This window comes from Pseudundibacterium arcticum, from assembly GCF_042646465.1.
GTDB classification, from domain to species: Bacteria; Pseudomonadota; Gammaproteobacteria; order Burkholderiales; family Burkholderiaceae_D; genus Undibacterium_A; species Undibacterium_A arcticum.
This window is the reverse complement of the sequence record NZ_JBHRTP010000003.1, coordinates 61671-82874: the sequence shown is the minus strand read 5'-3', so window position 1 is coordinate 82874 and position 21204 is coordinate 61671. Positions and strand designations below refer to the sequence as shown.

The window sequence follows — 21204 nt, the reverse complement described above, 5'->3', positions numbered from 1 at the left end:
CCTGCGTGATATGGCGTTTGGAAGTGATTTGAATCAACCAATGGAGGAGACAAATTGATGAATCGCAAAACACTTTATGTTGCACTGGCTTGCGCTGCAGTCTGCGCAGGATTTGGCACGCAGGCCAATGCCAAGGCAACAGCGCAGGAAGTGCAGTCGCTGGGTAATGAGCTAACTTGCATGGGGGCGGAAAAGGCGGGGAACAAGGAGGGCACGATTCCCGAGTTCAGCGGTAAGTGGACGGGTGTGCCGCCGGGCGTCAACTATAAAGGGACTGGCAATACTTACCCCGATCCCTATGCCAACGAGAAGCCGCTAGTCGTGATTACGGCAAAGAATATGCAGAGCTACGCGGACAAGCTCTCTGAAGGACAAAAGACACTCTTAAAAAAATATCCGGACACTTTCCAAATCCCGGTGTATCCGACCCATCGCGATTTTGGCTATGTCAGCGCGGCATGCAAGATAGCCAAAGAGAATGCCGTCAAGGCCGAACTGGAAGGCGGCGGCGCCGGGCTGAACGCGATCAACGGTGCGCCGCCGTTCCCGATTCCCAAGAGTGGCCTGGAATTGCTGTGGAACCATCAACTGGCTTCCACCGTATACACCTACCGCGGCTTGCAGGATCAGGCCGTGGTTTATCCGAATGGCGAGATTGCCTGGGGGCGCGTGCGCTTTGAAGTATTGTCTCCGGCGTTGGTGCCGAATGCCCAGAGCAAGACCGATGGCGTCTATGCGCACTTCAAAGTCAGGACGCTGCTGCCGGAGCGGCAGAAAGGCGAGATCATCGTCGGCGAGGAGTATTACAACCACCAGAAAACGCCGCGCGTCGGCTATATGTACAACCCAGGTACCCGTCGGGTGCGGCAACTGCCTGCGTATGGCTTCGATATGCCGCAGGGGCCGGGCGGCTTTCGCACCATCGATGATGACCGCTTGTTCAATGGCTCGCCTGAGCGCTATGACTGGAAGATTCTGGGAAAAAAAGAAATGATCGTGCCCTGGAACGCCTATCGGATACAACAGGCGAGCGTCAAGTATGCCGATTTGTTGAAACCCAATCATGTCAATCCCGACTACATGCGCTATGAATTGCGCCGGGTGTGGGTGCTCGAAGCCAAGCTGAAAGACGGTTTCCGGCATCAGTATGGGCGGCGCGTGATGTATCTCGATGAGGATAGCTGGAACGGCATGATGGCGGACAACTACGACATGCGCGGCCAACTCTGGCGCTTCGCGATGGTGAATTATTTCTATGCCTACGATGCCAGTTCCTATGTCAATACCACGTCGATTTATCACGATCTGAATTCGGGTGCTTACATGACCGACAAGATGACCAATGAGCAGGCGCCGGTGATCAATGCCGGCGGCGTGACGCCGGCGAACTTCACACCTGACTCGGCGCGTATGGAAGGTTTGTAATCATGTTGACCGAGGTGGATATGGGAGCCCATCTGTGGTGCCGATTGGTAGCTCCGCTTCAATAGGCCAAACGGACGATTCGCGCACAGAAGGGAAAGTTTATAAAGGAAAAATAAAATAATCTCGAGGTCATGTTCCAAGGAGACAGTGAACATGTTGATGGCAACGATCGATTCCCGCTGCGGCGGGCCCCAACTGTTTGAAACGGCGGCGCTGCCGCCCGATCAACTGAGCACGCTGCTCGGCTTGCTCTATCAGGGGCCGATGGAAGCAACACCGTGGTCGAGTTCGCTCGAATTCATCCGGCGCCAGCTTGATGCCAGTTTCGTAACACTGGTATTGCGGAGGCCGGGCAGCGTACGCCCGGGGCTGATCGTCAATGCGTCCGTCTACGGTGCGTCGCTGCCGGGCGAACCTTCTTACAGCAACGATTATTATTCGCTGTGCCCGTTCATCGGTCTGCCGATTGATCAGGTGTTCACGTCCGACGAAATCTTCGGCGAAAGCGGATGGTGCGCCAACCAATTCTACAAGCAGTATCTGCAACCGCTGGATCTGCGCTACATCCTGGGTGCAAACATTCGCACCGACGATGGTGTGGAATGTGCGTTCTTCGTCAGCCGCAGTCACGGTTCACGCGATTATTCGGCGACCGAGAAGGCCTTCATCAGGATTCTGCTCCCGCATCTCAAAAGGGCGGTCGACTTGCATTCGAAGCTCGACGTGGTGGAGTCGGAACGATCGCTTTACGCAGGCACGATCGACCGGATGTTGATCGGCACCATCATCCTGGACGAGAGTGGCAAAATACTGAAGCGCAACAGCGCGGCGGATAGCCTGATTGCGACAAAGGATGGCATTCAGGTCAGCAACGGCGTACTGGAGGCGCATTGTCCGTTAGAGAATCGCAAATTCCAGAAGGTGATCCGGCTCGCATTGAGCAATCACCTCGCCGCAGCGACCTCATCGGCCGAAGTGACCACCTTGTCCCGCCCTTCCGGCAAGACACCGCTCAATGTCCTGATCCGTGCGATTCCGCTCAATTACTACTCGGAAGAAAGCAAGCGGCGACCGGCAGTCGCCGTATTCATCCGCGATCCGGTCAGCACGTCGCAGACATCGCGCGATATGATGCGCAAACTTTTCAAGCTGACGCGGACCGAAACCGAACTCGCATTGTTGATGGCCGATGGCCTGACGCTCGACGAGGCCGCCGACGAACTCGGCATCATGAAAAATACCGTGCGCGCTCACCTGCGCGGTATTTTTGCCAAAACCGGCGCGACACGCCAAGCCACGCTGATGAAGACGCTGTTGAGCAGCGTGATTTCCCTGGGTTAGTCAAACGCTTCCACAATGGCACTTGATGCCGCTTTGGAGAGGGCGTCCATTCCATTCGCGTTCTCAATTGCTTGCTGGCAGCTCCGCATGCGAAATCCGTTCGTCGCGCGCAGAAAATTTCATGCTACTCGGGTGCAAGGCTAGGGTGTTAACAATCAGGCCAACCAAATATAAGCGCAGACGAGGTAAATAAGAGAGGTAGTTAAAAGTTGACCTCCTTCATAAAGACCGGCGGCGGCCCCGACATTGCGACTAACCGAATCGACTGCGGGAAGCTTTGCCACCAGCGTTTGAGGCACTCCGCTCTCCGGCTCGTCTACTGCAGCATCAGGAGCAGATTGCAGCCCAGCATTCCGTTACCGACTGATTTTGCGTCGACTGCAACTACACGGGGACCGCCAACGAAGTTCAATGACTCGTGCGTCATCTTTCCTGAATCGCCGCTGCGCGCATAATGCGGAGCGAATTTGGGTACTGCAGATTGGGATGTTCACGCCTTGCCGACAGAACGCTGCTTCAATAAACCTCCAAGCGCTACCAGTCCGACAAAATAGGCAACGCCGAGAGCCAGCGCCACTAACAGGCTAAAAAAGTCGGCCTTTACCTGAATCCATGGGATCGTGAAGACAGTGAGGAATAGCATCGCCATAACGTTCACTGCGACAGGAAACCAACCCATTATGAGGCAATAGACCAAAGCCACGATGGCGGCAATGACCAACACCACCCCTGCGGTCCCGATCAACAACGGAAGAGCATGCGCTACGTAGGCGAAAGCAAGGCCCACCGTTGCACCGACGATGCAATTCACGACCTTCTCGAATTTCATTTGCTCAATGCCGCCCCAGTACGTCAGGAATAGAAAACCGACCCAAGTCTCCACGATACCCAGCGCGTGACTCAGTGCGATGAACGCCGCTGAGACGACAAAAACGCCGCCCAAGACGACTAGCCCCTTGACCGGCGTCAATTTGTAAGCAGTGTGCGTGGCGCCATCAACCTCGTAAGCAACGGACGCATCTTTCATTGGAATCCTTTCGATTAGATGTTGAATTTCATCCTGTTTTTAGCCATGCAGCAACGCCCATCGACAAGCGACACGCAGATTTTTTGTCGCGTTGAGGCTGACCCTGATTCAGGTCAATCGTAGATATCGGAAGCCGGTGGGGCGCTAATGTCGTATGACGGGGAGTCAGCGAGCAAGATCGTTCCAGCCAATTATCTGAGTCGGATACCCATCTGCAAAATGGGGTAAATCCGGGTAGAAATTGCCGTTTAGCATGACAGCCATACCGGCGATAATAGCCGCACATGCAATCGTCCAGACCACGAATGTTTTCAACATTTCACCCTCCTTTGGCTGACTCCTGCGAGGAACACCGTGGCGTGGCACCGATGAGAGCCGGGGGAAAGCACTACTCCCCTGACGCCGAACCGCTTTTTGTGTTAGCACCTGCCCGAAGCCTTTACATAAACAGGCTACAAGCACAGGTCGCTGCATTCATCGTCCTTTCGGACTAGAAGTTCAGATACTGGAAATTCAGATAGCGGCTGGAGATCAATCTTCCATCACCTAGCGGCAGCGTAAATCACCACAGTTGCCCAGCGCCAATCCGGCGTCATTGGGTGCCTGGTGCCATTGATCCCGGTTGAGTTCGCGGGATCGATTTACAGGGAAGCTGATGGCACCGCGATTCGTCGTGCCATCAGAAAGTTCAGTGCTAGCACCGAGAATCTGTGGTTAAAGACTCCGCATGCGTTTGTTTAACGCGAAACGAGCCAGTCGTATCAGACTCGCAACACGCAGCGCGTGCCGCCGGGTAGCGCCATGGCAGCCACGCAACCGTTGCAGTGCGTGCAACCACTGACGTACTCAGGCTCATCACGTAACCGATGCACCATGTCCGGGTCATAAAGCAACGCCCGCCCGATCGCCACCATATCGAAACCTTCATCCAGCAGCACCGTGCGGATGCCTTCGGCTGAACTGACGCCACCGAGATAAATCAAGGGGACGCTGACCGCATCCCGCACTTGTCGAGCCTGCTCCAGGAAATACAGGTCGCGGTATGGCAGACTGGGGAATAAGCGGCTACCGCCTATGCGCAGCACGAAGCGATGCAGCGCGCTGGTTTCGTGGGATGCCCGACAGCAGCCCGTATTGATTGATGCAGCGCGAAGGCCCAAGTGGCCGCGGCGATTCCACCGGCGCGCTACGTTTGAATGCGCCGCAATGCGCGAGTTGTCCAGACACCGCACCGCCTTCGGCATGCACCGCACTGGCAAGCGCCACCATCGGTTCAAAGACGGCTTCGTGCAGGTACATCTGGTCGGCGAAAGTCCGCGCATCGGGAGACACCGTGCAATAGGATACCGTCGACAGCGCCGTTCCACCCCGTGCTATGCGCGCATGGAATTCCGTCAGGTCCGGCCCCGGCTGGCCATTGGGCGTGCGCCCTTCGAAAGTGGCCGCCTTCACGATGCGGTTACGCAGCGTCAGGCCAGCGACACGAAACGGTTGCAATGCGAAATCGGACGATTTCTGGGTCATGGCAAGTTCTTTCAAGGGCGCAGGATAGATAAGAAAATGGCTCCCGCAGCGATCGACGCCGGTTGCATCTCAGCGTCTTGCCTTGGGAGCCATTGCCAGAGGGCTGGGAGTCTCTTGCTTACCGGGCCGATTGGCGCTCGCGTGCCATCGTCAACGCGGTATCTTCGATCATGTCTTCCTGGCCGCCGACCATGCCGCGCCGTCCCATCTCGACCAGCAAGTCGCGCGCGGATACACCGTATTTTGCTTCGGCGCGCTTGGCGAACAGCAGAAAGGATGAGTAGACGCCGGCATAACCGAGCGTCAGTGCATCGCGGTCGATACGGATCGGATGATCCATGATCGGCACCACCAGGTCTTCGGCCACATCTGAAATGCCGAACACATCGACCCCGGTATGAATGCCCATGCGTGCGCACACGGCGATGAACACTTCCATCGGGGTATTGCCGGCGCCGGCACCCAGCCCAGCCGCCGCCGCATCGATACGGCGCGCACCATATTCGACCGCCACCAGCGAGTTGGCAACGCCCATCGCCAGGTTGTGGTGGCCGTGGAAACCGATTTCGGTTTCCGGTTTGAGTTTCTCGCGCAGCAGGCCGATGCGTTCCCGTACATGTTCCGGCAGCATGTAGCCGGCGGAATCGGTCGCATAGATACAGTTGGCGCCGTAGGATTCCATCAGGCGCGCCTGTTCCAGCAGTTTTTCCGGTGAGGCCATATGCGCCATCATCAGGAAGCCGACCGTGTCCAGACCCAGCTTGCGGGACAAGCCGATGTGCTGTTCCGACACATCCGCTTCGGTGCAATGCGTCGCCACGCGGATCGTGCTGACGCCGCAATCGTGCGCCATGTGCAGGTGATCGACGGTGCCGATTCCCGGCAACAGCAGGGCAGAAGCTTTGGCATTTTTCAGCAGCGGAATCACGCCGCGCAGGTATTCCTCGTCGCTGTGCGCCGGGAAGCCGTAGTTGACCGAAGCGCCGCCGAGGCCATCGCCGTGGGTCACTTCAATCAGCGGCACGCCGGCGGCGTCGAGACCGGTGGCGATGCTTTGCATCTGTTGCAGCGAAATCTGATGGCGTTTGGGATGCATACCGTCGCGCAGCGACATGTCATGCACCAGAATGTTGGTTCCGCGCAAATCCATTTTTTATTCCTTCCTATTCAAAATGTAGGCCCCTGCTTACAGCATCTTCTGCGCAAACAACTCGGCAGTGTGGGTAGCGGCGGCAGTCATGATGTCGAGATTGCCGGCATAGGTCGGCAGGTAATCGCCCAGACCCTGCACTTCCACATAAATAGAGACGCGGTTGCCGTCGAATACTGGACCATTTTTCAAGGTATAGCCGGGCACGTATTTCTGCACCGACTCGATCATCTGGTGCACCGATGCGGTAATCGCATCGCGATTCGGCTCATCCACGGTCAGGCAGTGGATGGTGTCGCGCATGATGATCGGTGGCTCGGCCGGATTGATGACGATGATGGCCTTGCCTTTTTGTGCGCCGCCGACTTTCTCGATCGCACCTGCCGTGGTGCGGGTGAATTCATCGATGTTTTTCCGGGTGCCGGGGCCGACCGAGCGCGATGACACGGTCGCCACGATCTCGCCGTAGGCGACCGGCTGCACGCGCGCTACCGCATTCACCATCGGAATCGTTGCCTGGCCACCGCAGGTCACCATATTCAGGTTGGTGATGCCTTTAGTCGACTCGGGCAGGTTGACGCTGGGCACGCAATACGGGCCGATCGCTGCCGGCGTCAGGTCGAGCATCAACACACCCAGCTCGTTGAGCTTGCGCGAGTTTTCCGCATGCACGTAGGCCGAGGTCGCATCGAAGGCGATGCGAATATCGTCATCCTTGACATGCGGCAGCAGGCCATCGACGCCGTCGGCGGTCGTCTTCAGGCCCATCTCACGCGCTCGCGCCAAGCCTTCCGATCCGGCCTCGATACCGACCATCCAGACCGGTTCCAGATAAGGGCTGCGACGCAGCTTGTATAACAAATCGGTGCCGATATTGCCGGGACCGATCAAGGCACACTTGATTTTTTTCATGATTCTTTCCATCTTCAGGTCTGTGAATCTGTCGGCTGCTTTATTCGAAGGTCACGGCGCAGCCACCGATGCCGCCGATCCGTACACGCAGCGAATCGCCCGCCTGCACCGGGATCAGTGGCGCCAGTGAACCAGACAGGATCGGCTCGCCGGCTTTCAGTGCGACACCGCGCGCTCCAAGTTCGTTGGCCAGCCAGGCGACCGCATTGGCCGGATGCCCAAGCGCCGCGGCGCCGGCGCCGGTGGCGATAATTTCACCGTTTTTTTCGATGACCATGCCGCACATGGCCAGATCCAGCGTGCGCGGATCGATGCGTTCCTTGCCGATCACAAACACGCCGCACGAAGCGTTGTCTGCCACGGTGTCCTGAATCTTGATTTTCCAGTCCTTCACGCGCGAATCGACAATCTCGAAACACGCGGAGACGGATTCGGTCGCTGCCAGTACCTGCTCGGCCGTAATGCCGGGACCGCATAAATCCTGTTTCAGATAGAACACGATTTCGCCTTCGGCCCGCGGCTGAATAAGGGTATCCATCGGGATCGCACTACCATCTTCGTAATGCATGCCGGACAGCAGGCTGCCGAAGTCGGGCTGGTAGACCCCCAGCATTTGTTGTACTGCCTTGCTCGTGACACCGATTTTTTTACCGATGACGCGTTCGCCCTGCCCAATGCGACGCGCCACCATCCGCTGCTGGATCCGGTAGGCGTGGTCGATCGTCAGATCCGGCATCCGCGCCGTCAGTGGCGCCAACATTTGACGCGTCTGCCAGGCGTCATACAGTTCATCGCCCAGTCGATCAAGTTCTGCGTTATCCATGAGTTTTCATCTGTTTTTTCGTGTCGCCACGAGCTCTGCTGAAAGACGCCGGCCCGAAGGCCGGCGTCGTTTGAGGCTCACCCCGGAAGATTACGGTTACAGCCCGTCTTGTCGTGCTGCGTCGGCCGTGAAGTTCGAATCACTCAGCTCGCCGGTGTTGAGCTTGGGCGCCTTCTGCTCATTGATCAGACGGTCCGCCATGTAGGCCCCCGACAGCAAATCGTGGTACACCGCGACCCGTGCGTGGTAGCCCTGCAATTCGTACGCATAGATCAGGTTCACCATGCTGACGCGCCAGAGTTGACCGCGCGCATCGTAGTTGTCCGCGAGCACGGGGTTCCAGCTGTCCTCGTCGATATACAACACACGCTTCGCATATTGGTGACGCACTCCTTGCTTGAGCGTCGCTTCCAGCACCCAGACGCGATGCAATTCATAACGTGTCAAGTCTGGATTGATATGCCCCTTGGTCAGCATGTCGGCGTATTTGATCTTCGGATCGTCCAGTTTGTAGGCATGGTAAGGAATGTAGATTTCCTTTTTGCCGGCAATTTTCCAGTCATAACGCTCGGGCGAACCATTGAACAGGCGATCATCGTCCACCGTGCGGAACCCGCCCGGCCCTTGCGGCATGTCGAAACCGAAACTGGGCAACTGCCGCACGCGGCGCGTACCCGGGTTGTACTGCCAGGCCTGGCGCGGATGATTTCCATAATCCCACTGTTCATTACCGACAATAATGGAGCCCTTCTCGCGCTCCGGTATCAGCGTGAGAACATTGAAGTTGGACGCCAAGCCATTCCAGTCCTTGCGGCCACCGTTCGGATTGTTCGAATTCGCCATGATCTTGTAACTGACACGGCCCCAGGCAGTATTGCCATCTGGATACACCACCGCCTGGTCATAGGTCGCGATTTCGTTCCACGCCACAGCCGTCGATTTGGTACTCCACATCAGCTCAATGCCGGTTTTGGGAATCGGGAAACCAGGTCCGCCGAATACTCCCTTGACACCCATGCCGCCATCGACCAGTTCAGCCTGTGCGGCGTTTTCCTTGACATTGGCAAGCACCTTGTCGGAGTAACGGAAATCGCGGTGGCTCGGATACACCGGCAGACGGAAGGTGCCCGGATATTTCTTGAACAACGCCTTTTGCCCTTCAGTAAGGTGCTCGGCATAATGCGCCATGTTTTGTGCCGTAACCACAAACAGCGGCTTCTCGCTCGCATAGGGGTCCGGGTGGTGCTTGCCGGTACCCTTAAAATTGATCCCCGGTGGTGTGCCCAGCCACTTGCCGGAGTAGGCCGGAATAGTGCCGTCCTTGTTGGCTTCGCGCTCGGCACCCATCGGGGTCAGGGTAGTCCCCAAAGACTTGATTTCATCTGCGCTCAATTTTGCCCAGGCAGGTGCGACACTCATCAGGGCAGATACTGCGATGGCCGGCAAGGCCAATCGGAATAAAGATGATTTCATCTCAATCCTCTTTTCTAAAAAAAATTAAACAATGTTAGAAACTGTATTTGGCATTGAACGTGACATAGCTGCGATCGGCCAAAGGACGCAGCTTCGGATCTGCCCCGCCCAGATAGGCGTTGTATGCCAAGCTAAGCTCAAGGTTGTTCAAATACTTGAACGTTGTCCCCACGCTCAAACGCTTGTCGCCTTCCCCTGTCAGCGCGCCGAAACTTCCGGCAACCGCAGGCTGCCCTTTATTTGACGCGTCTGCCAGGCGTCATACAGTTCATCGCCCAGTCGATCAAGTTCTGCGTTATCCATGAGTTTTCATCTGCTTTTTCGTGTCGCCACGAGCACTGCTGAAAAACGCCGGCCCGAAGGCCGGCGTCGTTTGAGGCTCACCCCGTAAGATTACGGTTACAGCCCCTCTTGACGTGCTGCGTCGGCGGTGAAGTTCGACTCGTTCAACTCGCCGCTGTTAACCCTTGGTGCCTTCTGCTGATTGATAAGACGGTCAGCCATGTAAGCTCCAGACAGCAAGTCGTGATACAGCGCGACCCGCGCCATATAGCCCTGCAAGTCGTACCCATAGACGTAGTTCTGCATGCTGACGCGCCATAGTTGACCGCGTGAATCGTAGTTGTCCGCCATTACGGTAGCCCAGGTGTCTTCATCCATATAAAACTGGCGTTTGGCATACTGGTGACGTACCCCTTGCTTGACCGTGGCCTCGAGTACCCAGACGCGATGCAATTCGTAACGCGTCAGGTCCGGATTGATATGCCCCTTGGTCAGCATGTCGGCGTATTTGAGCTTCGGATCGTCCAGTTTGTAGGCGTTGTAAGGAATGTAGAATTCCTTCTTGCCGATGATTTTCCAGTCATAACGCTCGGGCGAGCCATTGAACAGACGATCATCGTCCACTGTGCGGAACCCGCCCGGCCCTTGCGGCATGTCGAAACCGAAGCTTGGCAACTGCCGCACGCGTCGCGTGCCCGGATTGTACTGCCAGGCCTGCGTCGGATGGCTGGCATAGTCCCACTGTGCGTGGCCGACGATGATGCTGCCCTTCTCACGCTCCGGCAGCAGCGTGCCGACATTGAAGTGGGAGGAAAAGCCACTCCAGCTCTTCCGGGTAACCTTCGGATCGTGCACGGATGCCATGATCTTGTAATTGACCCGACCCCAGGCGATGTTGCCGTCCGGGTAGACCACTGCCTGATCATAGACAGCCACCTCTTCCCCTGCATTAGCCAGCGTTATCAGATTCCACAGCAACTCCAGGCCGGTTTTGGGGATGGGGAAACCCGGTCCGCCAAATACGCCCTTGACGCCCAGGCCGCCATCGGTAATTTCAGCCTGTGCTGCATTTTCCTTGACGTTCGCAAGCACCCGGTCGGAGTAGCGAAAATCGCGGTGACTCTGATACACCGGCATACGGAACGTGCCCGGATATTTTTTGAACAACGCCTTTTGTCCTTCGGTGAGACGCTCCGCGTACTGCCCCACGTTTTGCGCAGAAATCACAAACAGCGGCTTCTCGCTTGCATAGGGGTCCGGATAGTGCTTACCGGTGCTGCTGTAATTGACTCCCGGCGGCACGCCCAGCCATTTGCCGGAGTATGCCGGAATGGTGCCATCCTTGTTGCCTTCACGCTCTGCGCCCATCGGGGTCAAAGTGGTTCCCAGCGACTTGACTTCATCGGCGCTCAATTTTGCCCAGGCAGGTGCGGCACTCATCAGCGCAGATACCGCGATGGCCGGCAAAGCCAACCGGAATAAAGATGATTTCATTTGAATCCTCTTTTCTAAAAAAAGATTAAACAATGTTAGAAGCTGTATTTAGCATTGAACGTGACATAGCTGCGATCGGCCAAAGGACGCAGCTTCGGATCGGCACCGCCCAAATACGCGTTGTAGGCCAAGCTAAGCTCAAGGTTGTTCAAATACTTGAACGTTGTCCCCACGCTCAAACGCTTGTCGCCTTCCCCTGTCAGCGCGCCGAAACTTCCGGCAACCGCAGGCTGCCCTTTGACCAGATGCTGGAAGGTGATCGGTACCGCCAGATCCCAGCCAGTGAACACGTTGTTGTAATTTAGTGTCGTTCCCAAGGTGTAGGCCCAGGAAAACTTGGTATTGGACAATTGGTCGAATTGCCCCAGACCCGGAATGGCAACCGGCGTCACGCTGGACACGCGATGCACACCGACTTCACCAATCAGCACCGTCGAGTCGGCCAGCGCTGTCTTCTCCAGAGTTTTGATCGCCGAGACTTGGCCTTGCCACGATTTCGAGCGCGTAGCAGTAGGCGATCCCATCACATCAACCAATACCGGGGCGCCATCGCGATAGCTAATTTCACCAGCGACACTCAAACCTTGCAACTGGGTCGAGAAACTGGCGCCAGTCAACTTGATATCGTCGAAATATTTGACTTGATAGCTGACCGGGAATGGAAAGCTATTCGGCCCCAAACCAAGCGAAGTGATCGGTGGAATGGCAAAAGCTGGGTTACCCGGATAAAGCGTGGCATCCCCTACATTGATCACGACGTTCGGATTCTTGTCGTGGTAACGCAAATGATAAACGCCCATTTCCGATTTTTCGCTAATGCGGAAGCGAGTGCCCAAACCCCACTGCCCGCTATTGCGAGGCTGAATATCCGGGCCGCGCGGCACGATTACATTCGGTGGCAAGCCGGGTAAAGCTGCAGTCGCCGGATTGAACAGCAAGGGGTTGGAAATCAGCAGCCGGTCGGCACCAGGACCGATGATGTCAGCGGTGCTGAAGTAACTGCCGGCCGGAGACAACTCAGTTGGCTTGTAGCGATACTGGTAATACCCGAGCAAACTGACACTATTGTTGATTGCCCACTGCGCAGAGACTTGTCCCGTCGGCAACAGGATATCCTTGACTTCGGCACCCGGCACATTGGCCTTGATCGCATCGGCAGGGCCTTGAGCACCAGCAATGTTCGGGAAATACAGCGCCTCGCCCCATTGCACCACCTGGTTACCGGCGCGCAGATTGAGTTTGGTGCCGCTGACATCGAAATTGCCATAGACGTAAGCATCCAGCAGGCGTGCCCGCTCGCCCTGATAATGTCTTGCTTCGCTGGTGAATTCGTTGAAAGGACCGGACTTGTTGACGGTGCCAGGGGAGTCGTTATCGTTGCTGCGATGATAGACATCGTCGTAGATTGCACTACCACGCAGGAACAGGCCGAGATTATCGTGCTTCAGATTCCCTTCCAGCAAAACGCTCAGGCTATTGGTGACCAAGCTGCCGCGCTTGAAGTTGCGGTCACCATCGTCGCCGTTGATATTGCTTGGTGCTAGCAAAGCTGCGCTAGGGGATTTGGCGCGCATTCCCACGCCGTAGTTGGCCGTTACCCCATAATCGAGTGTCGTGCTCTCGTCTATTTGGACCGTATTGGCAGCTAGCGCAGATTGCGCGCACACCAGCAAAAGCACAGCCTCGGTGATACGCCGTAAGCGCAGCGGTTGTTCGGCGTGTCGAATACTTCTCATATGCTCGTCTCCTCACTCATCAAGTCAATTTATATTATTCGTCTATGGCGGTCATAAAACCCAACTGACACATGTACACGTAGCCTCCAAACTATCGCGCAGGGCCAGTATCATTTTTAGATTGTGGTGGAACATCGTTTAAACGGACTAGCTACCCAGATTTTTGATTTTTTCGACAACTCAACTGCTCTTGCTACGGCGACGGTTGAGCGGCGTACATGAAAAATCCCCTGTGCCAGAGGTGCGCAACTTACACAACAATGCCATAAATGCCGCGCATTCCGAATAATAAAATCAGCTGCTGTCCGATTAGATTCAGGCGCGCTGTTCAGCATTCGCCGCATCCAGAAAAGCCGGGCGCTCGCCACCGCCATCTACGACCAGATTACTGCCGGCAACATAAGCCGCTGCTGGCGATGCGAGAAACAGGCAAGCGGCCGCAATATCCTGCGGCAGAGCCAGACGGCCGAGCGGCACCGTTTTAGCGACTGCAGCGATGCCTTCTTCGTCGCCATAGTGTTGGTGCGATTCTTCCGTCAACACCAAACCGGGGCTGAGCGCTACCACCCTGACTTTGGGTGCCCATTCCACCGCAAGCGAGCGCACCAGGTTCAGCACACCCGCCTTCGCTGCACCGTAGGCGGCAGTACCGGGTGAAGGACGCAACGCGCTGACGCTGCCGATGAAAATAATCACGCCGCCACCGTCCTGCGCTTGCATCAGCGCATTGGCGCGTTGCGCCAGATCCAGCGGCGCAATCAGATTGAGGCGGATGATGGCTTCGTGAAAGCGCGGCGAGGCATCTGCCGCCATCACATGCGGACTGCCGCCGGCATTGTTGATCAAAATATCGAGACGACCGAAGCGTTCAGCCAGCTGTCCGACCAGTACGCCGATCTGCTCAGAATCGCGCACGTCGGCCTGGAAAAATACCGCTTCAGATCCGCCGGTCTGTATCGGCTGCTCCGGTGCACGCCGCCCACAAATGGCGACTTGCGCGCCTCGTGCCAGAAACGCTTCGGCAATCCCGCGCCCGATGCCGCGGGTGCCTCCAGTCACCAAAACCACCTTGCCGGCATATTCGTTTGAGTCGTTCATTTTGTAATCCTATTCAAAGTCTGCATGGTAAGCAAACGACGTTTTCTATACATAGTCTGAAAAGACGATGCTTCACCAACGCACATTCGCCATGATTCTTCCACCATCGGCAACCGGACACTCCCTATATGACCACAACTTCACCCATCCCTATCGGCAAACTAGCCGTTCTGGAAAACGGATTGACGCTGCATTACCACGAAGCTGGCAGCGGTGACGAGCCGGTTGTCTTTCTGCACGGCAGCGGTCCTGGCGCCAGCGGCTATAGCAATTTCAAACACAACTATCCGGTATTTGCCGAACAGGGCCACCGCGTAATCGTGCCCGACCTGCCCGGCTATGGCCTCTCTTCCAAGCCGGAAGACGCTGAATATGTGCTGGATTTTTTCGTTACTGCGCTACATCAATTTCTACAGGCGATCGGCGTCACCCGCTGCTCTCTGGTAGGTAATTCTTTGGGTGGCGCCATTGCATTGAAATATGCGCTGGACTACCCGCAAGAGATCACCAAACTGGTGCTGATGGCACCCGGTGGTGTGGAAGAGCGCGAAACGTACTTCCGCATGGAAGGCATCCAGAAAATGGTGGCGATGTTTGCCGGACGCCAACTGAACGCAGTCACCATGCGTGAACTGATGTCCTTGCTGGTGTATGACCCGGCGCATATTACCGACGCGCTGATCGCTGAACGGCTTGGCATCTGCGACACGCAGCCGACCACGGTGCTGTCTACCATGCGCGTACCAAACATGACCGAACGACTGGGTGAGATCGCCTGCCCGGTGTTGGGTTTCTGGGGCACTGACGACAAGTTCAATCCTGTCGCCGGCGTAATGAAACTGATGGAGCACTGCCGCGATGCGCGCTTTATGTTGGTCAATCGCTGTGGACACTGGGTGATGGTTGAACATCGCGACACCTTTAACCGCATGTGTCTGGACTTTTTATCTGAAACGAAAGGGTAACAAATGAGATTCTCTTTAATCTATGAAGCACAGACCGTCGATGCGTCGCGCGCCGGTGACAGGCAGATTTTCGACGAGATGATCGAGCAAGTCGAGCTCGCCGAAGAGATGGGTTTCGACGTGGTGTGGGCCGTGGAACACACGGCGCTCAGCAATTACGCACATATGAGCGCACCGGAGACCTTCCTGGCATTCGCCGCCGGCCGCACCAAGCGCATTGGCATCGGTCACGGCGTGGTCTGCCTGCCGCCCGCGATGAACCATCCGGTGAAGGTCGCCGAGCGCATCGCCACTCTCGACCTTCTTTCCCACGGGCGGGTGCATTTCGGCGTCGGCAAGGGCGGCACGCAGCAGGAGGCCGGCACCTTCGGCTACGACCTGAACGAGCTGCATCCGATGATCGACGAATCGATGTACCTGATTCCCAAGATCTTCATGCAGGACGAGATCGAGCACGACGGGCAGTACATCAAGATCCCACGCCGGCCGATCCATCCGAAGCCGTACCAGGACCCGCATCCGCCGATGTATCTCGCCTGCACCAACACCGAAACGCTTACGCGTGCCGGTAGTCGCGGCTTGGGCGCGCTGGTGCTGGGTTTCGGCGGTCCGGAAGACGTGGCCAAGAAGAACGCGGTCTATCGCGATGCGTGGGCCAATCGCAAACCCGAAGATCAGGTAGGCTACAGGCCGATCGAGCACCTGTCGGCACTATGCCCGACCATCGTGCTGAAGGATGGCGTAGCTGCCCGCAAAATCGGCATCAAGGGCCAGCGCTACTTCATGGAATCGCTCTCGCACTGGTATGCAGGCGGCCCCAAGCCCGATCCGGCGTCCTGGACCGACGACGTCACCGCGTCGGACGCATCCGGCAAGTCGGTCATCAAGACCAGCTTTGGCTCCGAGAAGATCTCGGTCGATTTCAGCGATCCGACGATGATGATGCTCAACCCGAATCACGCCTACGGCACGGTCGAAGACTGCATCGGCTACGTGCAGCGCCTGATCGACGCCGGCGCCGATGAGATCCTGTTCATCTGCCAGATGGGCACGGTGCCGCAGTGGGCACAACTCGAGACCATCCGCAACATCGGTCAGCACGTGATCCCGCATTTCCGTAAAAAATCGGCGCGTCCAACCGCAAGTGCTAAGCTGGCGACGGAATCCATTGCCTAAGGATATCTGACATGAATCCAATTTCCCGTCTTTTTTCGCTGACCGGCAAGGTCGCACTGATCACCGGCGCGGCACGCGGCATCGGTGCCGCCACCGCACAGATGCTGGCGGCCGCAGGTGCCAAAGTCGCGATCCTCGATTTGCTCGAAGAAACAGGCACGGCGACAGCAAGCGAGATCGACCCAACTGGTGCAACAGCACGCTTCTGGCGGCTTGACGTCAGTGATGAAGCGGCAGTGGATCGCGTGTTCGGCGAGGTCGAAGCACATTTCGGCCGGATCGATATTCTCGTCAACAATGCTGGTATCGATGGCGAGAATATCCCTACGCACGAACTATCGCTCGCGCAGTGGGAGCGCGTGATGCGCATCAACGTGACCGGCACCTTCCTCTGCACCAAGCACGTCATTGCAGCGATGGAACGCGCCGGCGGCGGCGCCATCGTCAATCTTTCGTCGATGTACGGCATCGTCAGCGGCCCGGATGTCCCTGCCTACCACGCCTCAAAAGCAGCGGTACGGATGATGGCAAAAACCGACGCAATGCTATATGCGACACGTAACATCCGCGCCAATTCCGTGCACCCTGGCTTCATCCGCACACCGATGCTGGAAGAAGCCTTCAGCAAGCTCGGGGATGTGGAACAGGTGTTTGCCGGCATGAGCAAGCTCGTGCCGATGGAACGGGTCGGCGCGCCCGAAGACATTGCCGCAGGCATTCTGTACCTGGTGTCGGATGCCAGCCGTTTTGTTACCGGAACCGAACTGGTGATCGACGGCGGTTATATCGCCCGTTGAACTGCATGGTCCCTGCCTGTCGGGGCCATCTACTGCCCAGACACCCTTGATCTTTCACATCAAGGGTGTTCTCAAAAACCTATCTGGATAGCTAGCGCAAGCCCGCATCGCGCTGTTTGCCGACAATGCGGTCTTCGAAGACCCGGTCGGTGCACCGCCGCTCGAAGGCAAAGCGGCGCACACCACATTCGAGCCGACACTGGCGCACCTGTAGTCTGCGGCAATGAGATCGTTTAACCCGTTGTTCACTGCTGCCACTATGCGGGGGGATGTAATGTGGCAAAGCCGTACCCCACACCGACCTTGTGGCCCTCGGATCGGCAAAACCAAGTGACCGCAATGAGACTGGAAGCGGGCGTACGACAACGCATACTCCACCCTCCGCTTCTAGCCGATTCCAGCCTTTCAGGCGCAAATTAATTTTGACTTAATAGGACATCACATGTCGGATCAAGTCTGAACCAATACAATTTTAATCGACACCCGCAACTGAATCAGTTATCGCCGATGCCCAGCGTAGCCACACTGTTGAGTAGAATCCGCACCAGTTCGGTCTGGCGTGTTACATCCGTCTTCGAGAAAATCGCCCGCAAATGTGCGCGTGCAGTGTTGCGGCGTATCCCTAACTCTTCGGCAGCCTCTTCCAACGACAAGCCGTTTGCCAGCTGCATCGCCAGATTCGTCTCGGCCGGTGTAAAGCTGAATAGTTGCCTGACGATGTCATGCGGCGCCTGCGCCTTGTGTTCCGGGTCACGGATATAGATCACGGCCGCCGGCCGCGACTTCCCTTCTGACCATTCGCTCAGCGGCACACTATGCACCACCACACCGAGGTTACGCAGTCCAGAGTTACGCGTGACCGAAATCGCATCCACCACCGTAGCCACCTTTTGATTGCCGTGTCGCACCAAGGCGTTCTTGATCAGGCGCTGTAATTCGCGGTTATCCGCAGCGTGGGTCGCATGCGGCATGTTATTGGCAATCCGCATCCCGTCGCTGGCACGCAGAATCTTGTCCGCCATCGCATTGGTCTGCAACACGCGGCCGTTTTCATCGAGAATGACGGTGCCGACCATCAGGCGATCCATCGCACCCGCATACAGCCGTCGCTCCGATTCAATCAGGTCCAGTTTCCCGTGCAGGTGCACTGCGCGCTTGAAATGTGGTAACAACAGCGTACAAAATGCCTTGTCGCGCTCGGAAAAATCGGGGGAATTAAGCGAGCGACAGACGCGCAGGCGACACTCGACTCCGTCATCGGTGCGAATGTCGGCACCCATCAGATGATGGACGTCAACCGGCGCCAGAAACTCTTGGTAAAACGGGGATGCCACCCAGCGCGATTCGCTCATGATTTCGCTGGTCGTCACTACTTTCTCAGACGGCAAACCGACAAATGGGTCCATCGCATAATAATGGCTGTGATAGGAAATCAATCCTTCCGAGGTCACGTCGCCGACAGTAACCATCAGGCCCTGGTCACCTGGTCCGGGAGAACGCAGAATCAGGGTCACATAGTTGGCGCCCAGTTCGGACCGCATACGGCCGAGGATTTTTTGCCAAGGGATAGTCTCGAGCAAGCCATCATAGATCGCCCCCACCAACTCACTAAATGTTTCTAATGGAAAATTCGTTACAGCATTTTTCATTCAGACAATTCCGTGCCAACCAATGATCAGTGAAAATGACAATGCAGCCGTCATTTTCACTGTCTACAGTTATGTCAGGCAACTGCTTTCAGGTTGAATACACGGCGTGCGCTCATGGATTCCGGCACCTCGGCCGCATCCCGAGCCTTAGCGGTACTGTGCGACGACTTCGTTGATCGCGCGCTGGACGTCGCCGCGGCGATACTTGAGCAACGACACTTCGGCAGGATCGGGCTCATAGGACACTACGTTGCCGCGCCCCGTATAAATCGCCATGTCGGGCAGTAGCGGATGTTCCTGCTCGAGCGGCGGCACTGGCTGGTCGTTGCCCGCAGCGCGGAAGAACGCCCCGAAATACTCGGCAAAAGTCAGATTCTCATCGCCGACAAGATAGGCCTTGCCCGATTCGGCACGCTGCAATGCGCCCCATACGGCCTCCGAAAGCGACTGGGTCGAGATGAAGTTGCTGCCGCCGGCTGGCCCGAATGCCGGCAGCCCGGGCAGCTTACCTTCGGCATAGCGGGTGTACACCTCGAACATTTTTATCTGCAGTCCGGGGACCGAGCCAACGACGAAGGGCGCATTGACGCTGCACACATTGAAGGTTGGCGTTGCGAGCGCGCGCACCTTCTCATCGGCCAGATGGCGCGAACGCACGTAGGGACTACTCTGAATCAGTTCCGGAGCTACCTGTGGATAAAAACTGCCGACCAGCACCGCCCTGCGCACGCCCGCGTCGCGGGCCAGCGCAAAGAAGCGCGGCACGGCCTCGACATTGGCGCGCTCCCAATGGGCCGCCTCGTCGGTGCCGGGCGGGAGATGGCGGATATCGTTGCCCGCCGCGAAGACGATGGCGTCGAAGCGGGCAAGGTCGGCCTTGGTGAAGTCTCCCGCGACATAGTCGCCCTGGAGCAGTTCGAGTCCGGCCAGCGCGCTCGTGGACGAGGCCGGCTTGCGCGCGGCGATGCTGACCGCATTACCCTGAGCCTGGAGGAAGAGGGCCGCATGCCCGCCGATGAGTCCGGTACCGCCAATAACTAATATTTTCATTGTATTTCCTTGAGGTTTATCCGTGCCGACGCGTCCGGGCACGGGGAAAGTGGGCGCGAGCCGTCGCTCAGAGATTGAGGCCGTTACCGCTGAGTACCGGCAGGTTGGTCCAGGTACCTTTAGGATCGCGGTACCAACCAGCCGCTGCGAGTGAACCGCCATCGACGTGCAAGGCCGTTCCTGTGACCCATCCGGCCAGCGGGCTGGCGAGGAAGAGCGCGGCGCCGGCAATGTCCTCGGGCGTTCCGAAGCGCCCCATCGGAATCCAGCGCGCGATGTGCTCGCGATGCTCGGGAGGAATCATCAGGCTCACGGGGACTTGCGGTGTGTCGGTCGTTTCGGGGGCGATCAGGTTCACCCGGATGCCGCTAGGCGCCAGCTCGACCGCGAGACTTTTTGTGAACCCGGTGATGGCTGACTTGAAAGTGGCATAGACGCTGCAATTCGGAATCGCCCGAAATCCTTCGATCGACGACACGCTGATGATGCTGCTGCCGGGCGCATTGCGTCGCAAGAGCGGCAGCATCGCACGGGTCACCATGAAGATGTGCTTAAGGTTGACGGCATAGAGCTGCTCGATTTCCTCATCGCTATAGGACTCGAAGGGTTTGGCGAGCATCCGGAAATCGCCTACATTATTGACCAGCACATCGAGTCCGCCGAACTGTGCGCCAATCCGGTCAGCCAGCGATGCCACATGGTCTGGTCGGGTGACATCGCACTCGAGCACGAGTGCTTCGACATCCGTCGTTTCGAGCGCCTGCCTCACGGCCATTGCACGGGCGGGGTCGATTTCCGCAACTGCCAGCCGTGCACCTGCCCTGCCGAAAGCCTCGGCGGTAGCGCGGCCGATACCGGCGCCACCGCCGGTGATGAGGATAGTCTTTCCCTTGAATTCGATCATCTTGAGTGTCTCCTGAGTTGTCTTGCGGGTTATGATAGGAGGGACTTTCGGCATCGAGCCGCCCCCTGAGTGCCTCACGAGTTGGCACTATATTCCGGCTCGACCGCCGACAACAGGACCGATGCGGGCCAACCAGGGGACTATGGCGCTCAACTACCCCGGCCTGAACGGCCGGACCTTGAGGGGTTCAATCCGATGGACCGAGGTTGACCAGGGAGAGCCGCCGCAAAGCGGCTACGTTGTACCGAAGTACCAGACCGACGTTCACATGCTTTCTCAGAGTGAATCGGTTCTGCACACTGACCCATGGTTACGGCTACCTGTGCACGCCTTATCAACCTCAAGGAAAGGCAGCGACTGCTGCGCAGTCGGCTCCTT

The 21204-nt window shown here is 57.2% G+C and carries 20 protein-coding genes; 5 read left to right on the top strand and 15 right to left on the bottom strand.

The annotated features are described in order from the left end of the window. Window positions 1-57: 57 nt before the first annotated feature. The gene (locus ACFOFO_RS01245; protein ID WP_390330613.1) at window positions 58-1425 is read left to right on the top strand and encodes a DUF1329 domain-containing protein; all 1368 of its coding nucleotides are present in this window, start codon (window positions 58-60) and stop codon (window positions 1423-1425) included. Window positions 1426-1578: 153 nt separating this feature from the next. Further along, on the top strand, window positions 1579-2766 hold the full coding sequence (locus ACFOFO_RS01240; protein WP_390330611.1) for a helix-turn-helix transcriptional regulator: 1188 nt from the start codon (window positions 1579-1581) through the stop codon (window positions 2764-2766). Window positions 2767-3256: 490 nt separating this feature from the next. Here the strand turns inward: ACFOFO_RS01240 and ACFOFO_RS01235 are convergent, their stop codons facing one another. The 12 genes from ACFOFO_RS01235 to ACFOFO_RS01180 all read right to left on the bottom strand — a co-directional run bounded on the left by ACFOFO_RS01235 (window position 3257) and on the right by ACFOFO_RS01180 (window position 14285). Beyond that, entirely contained in the window at window positions 3257-3793 is a 537-nt protein-coding gene (locus ACFOFO_RS01235; protein ID WP_390325081.1) for a hypothetical protein, read from the bottom strand. Window positions 3794-3958: 165 nt separating this feature from the next. Beyond that, window positions 3959-4111, bottom strand: a complete 153-nt coding sequence (locus tag ACFOFO_RS01230) for a hypothetical protein (RefSeq protein ID WP_390325083.1) — start codon at window positions 4109-4111, stop codon at window positions 3959-3961. A 443-nt stretch (window positions 4112-4554) separates the two neighbouring features. After that, window positions 4555-4878 carry a tRNA-dihydrouridine synthase gene (locus tag ACFOFO_RS01225; protein WP_390325085.1) on the bottom strand — a complete coding sequence of 108 codons (324 nt, stop codon included), beginning with the start codon at window positions 4876-4878 and terminating at the stop codon, window positions 4555-4557. Next, window positions 4859-5317, bottom strand: a complete 459-nt coding sequence (locus ACFOFO_RS01220) for an oxidoreductase (RefSeq protein WP_390325087.1) — start codon at window positions 5315-5317, stop codon at window positions 4859-4861. Before ACFOFO_RS01220 ends, ACFOFO_RS01225 begins: the two co-directional genes overlap by 20 nt. A 118-nt stretch (window positions 5318-5435) precedes the next feature. Then, the gene (dmpG, locus tag ACFOFO_RS01215; protein ID WP_390325088.1) at window positions 5436-6467 is read right to left on the bottom strand and encodes a 4-hydroxy-2-oxovalerate aldolase; all 1032 of its coding nucleotides are present in this window, start codon (window positions 6465-6467) and stop codon (window positions 5436-5438) included. 36 nt (window positions 6468-6503) lie between these two features. Beyond that, window positions 6504-7379: an acetaldehyde dehydrogenase (acetylating) gene (locus tag ACFOFO_RS01210; RefSeq protein ID WP_390325090.1), complete on the bottom strand. Its 876-nt coding sequence runs from the start codon at window positions 7377-7379 to the stop codon at window positions 6504-6506. Between the two features lie 40 nt (window positions 7380-7419). Beyond that, window positions 7420-8202, bottom strand: coding sequence for a 2-oxopent-4-enoate hydratase (gene dmpE, locus ACFOFO_RS01205; RefSeq protein ID WP_390325091.1), 783 nt, complete (start codon window positions 8200-8202; stop codon window positions 7420-7422). A gap of 96 nt (window positions 8203-8298) precedes the next feature. Next, complete coding sequence (locus tag ACFOFO_RS01200) at window positions 8299-9675, bottom strand: DUF1329 domain-containing protein (protein ID WP_390330609.1); 1377 nt, start codon at window positions 9673-9675, stop codon at window positions 8299-8301. A gap of 34 nt (window positions 9676-9709) precedes the next feature. Further along, entirely contained in the window at window positions 9710-9847 is a 138-nt protein-coding gene (locus ACFOFO_RS01195) for a DUF1302 family protein (protein WP_390328115.1), read from the bottom strand. A 227-nt stretch (window positions 9848-10074) separates the two neighbouring features. Beyond that, window positions 10075-11451 (bottom strand): DUF1329 domain-containing protein, encoded by a 1377-nt coding sequence (locus ACFOFO_RS01190; protein ID WP_390325095.1) that lies wholly within the window; start codon window positions 11449-11451, stop codon window positions 10075-10077. Between the two features lie 35 nt (window positions 11452-11486). Further along, window positions 11487-13187 (bottom strand): DUF1302 domain-containing protein, encoded by a 1701-nt coding sequence (locus tag ACFOFO_RS01185; RefSeq protein ID WP_390330607.1) that lies wholly within the window; start codon window positions 13185-13187, stop codon window positions 11487-11489. 315 nt (window positions 13188-13502) lie between these two features. After that, entirely contained in the window at window positions 13503-14285 is a 783-nt protein-coding gene (locus ACFOFO_RS01180; protein ID WP_390330605.1) for an SDR family oxidoreductase, read from the bottom strand. Between the two features lie 128 nt (window positions 14286-14413). Between ACFOFO_RS01180 and ACFOFO_RS01175 the strand changes: the two genes are divergently transcribed. The 3 genes from ACFOFO_RS01175 to ACFOFO_RS01165 are packed head-to-tail and all read left to right on the top strand — an operon-like array spanning window position 14414 to window position 17223. After that, window positions 14414-15250, top strand: coding sequence for an alpha/beta fold hydrolase (locus ACFOFO_RS01175; protein ID WP_390330603.1), 837 nt, complete (start codon window positions 14414-14416; stop codon window positions 15248-15250). A 3-nt stretch (window positions 15251-15253) separates the two neighbouring features. Then, on the top strand, window positions 15254-16426 hold the full coding sequence (locus tag ACFOFO_RS01170; protein ID WP_390325101.1) for an LLM class flavin-dependent oxidoreductase: 1173 nt from the start codon (window positions 15254-15256) through the stop codon (window positions 16424-16426). A gap of 11 nt (window positions 16427-16437) precedes the next feature. Continuing rightward, complete coding sequence (locus ACFOFO_RS01165; RefSeq protein ID WP_390325102.1) at window positions 16438-17223, top strand: SDR family NAD(P)-dependent oxidoreductase; 786 nt, start codon at window positions 16438-16440, stop codon at window positions 17221-17223. A gap of 494 nt (window positions 17224-17717) precedes the next feature. On the opposite strand, the gene ACFOFO_RS01160 is transcribed toward ACFOFO_RS01165, so the two are convergent. The 3 genes from ACFOFO_RS01160 to ACFOFO_RS01150 all read right to left on the bottom strand — a co-directional run bounded on the left by ACFOFO_RS01160 (window position 17718) and on the right by ACFOFO_RS01150 (window position 20823). Beyond that, window positions 17718-18872 carry a helix-turn-helix transcriptional regulator gene (locus ACFOFO_RS01160; RefSeq protein WP_390330601.1) on the bottom strand — a complete coding sequence of 385 codons (1155 nt, stop codon included), beginning with the start codon at window positions 18870-18872 and terminating at the stop codon, window positions 17718-17720. Between the two features lie 147 nt (window positions 18873-19019). Continuing rightward, a complete protein-coding gene (locus ACFOFO_RS01155; RefSeq protein ID WP_390330599.1) occupies window positions 19020-19922 on the bottom strand; it encodes an NAD-dependent epimerase/dehydratase family protein in 903 nt (300 codons plus the stop codon). 67 nt (window positions 19923-19989) lie between these two features. Then, a complete protein-coding gene (locus ACFOFO_RS01150) occupies window positions 19990-20823 on the bottom strand; it encodes an SDR family NAD(P)-dependent oxidoreductase (RefSeq protein ID WP_390328118.1) in 834 nt (277 codons plus the stop codon). Window positions 20824-21204: the final 381 nt, after the last annotated feature.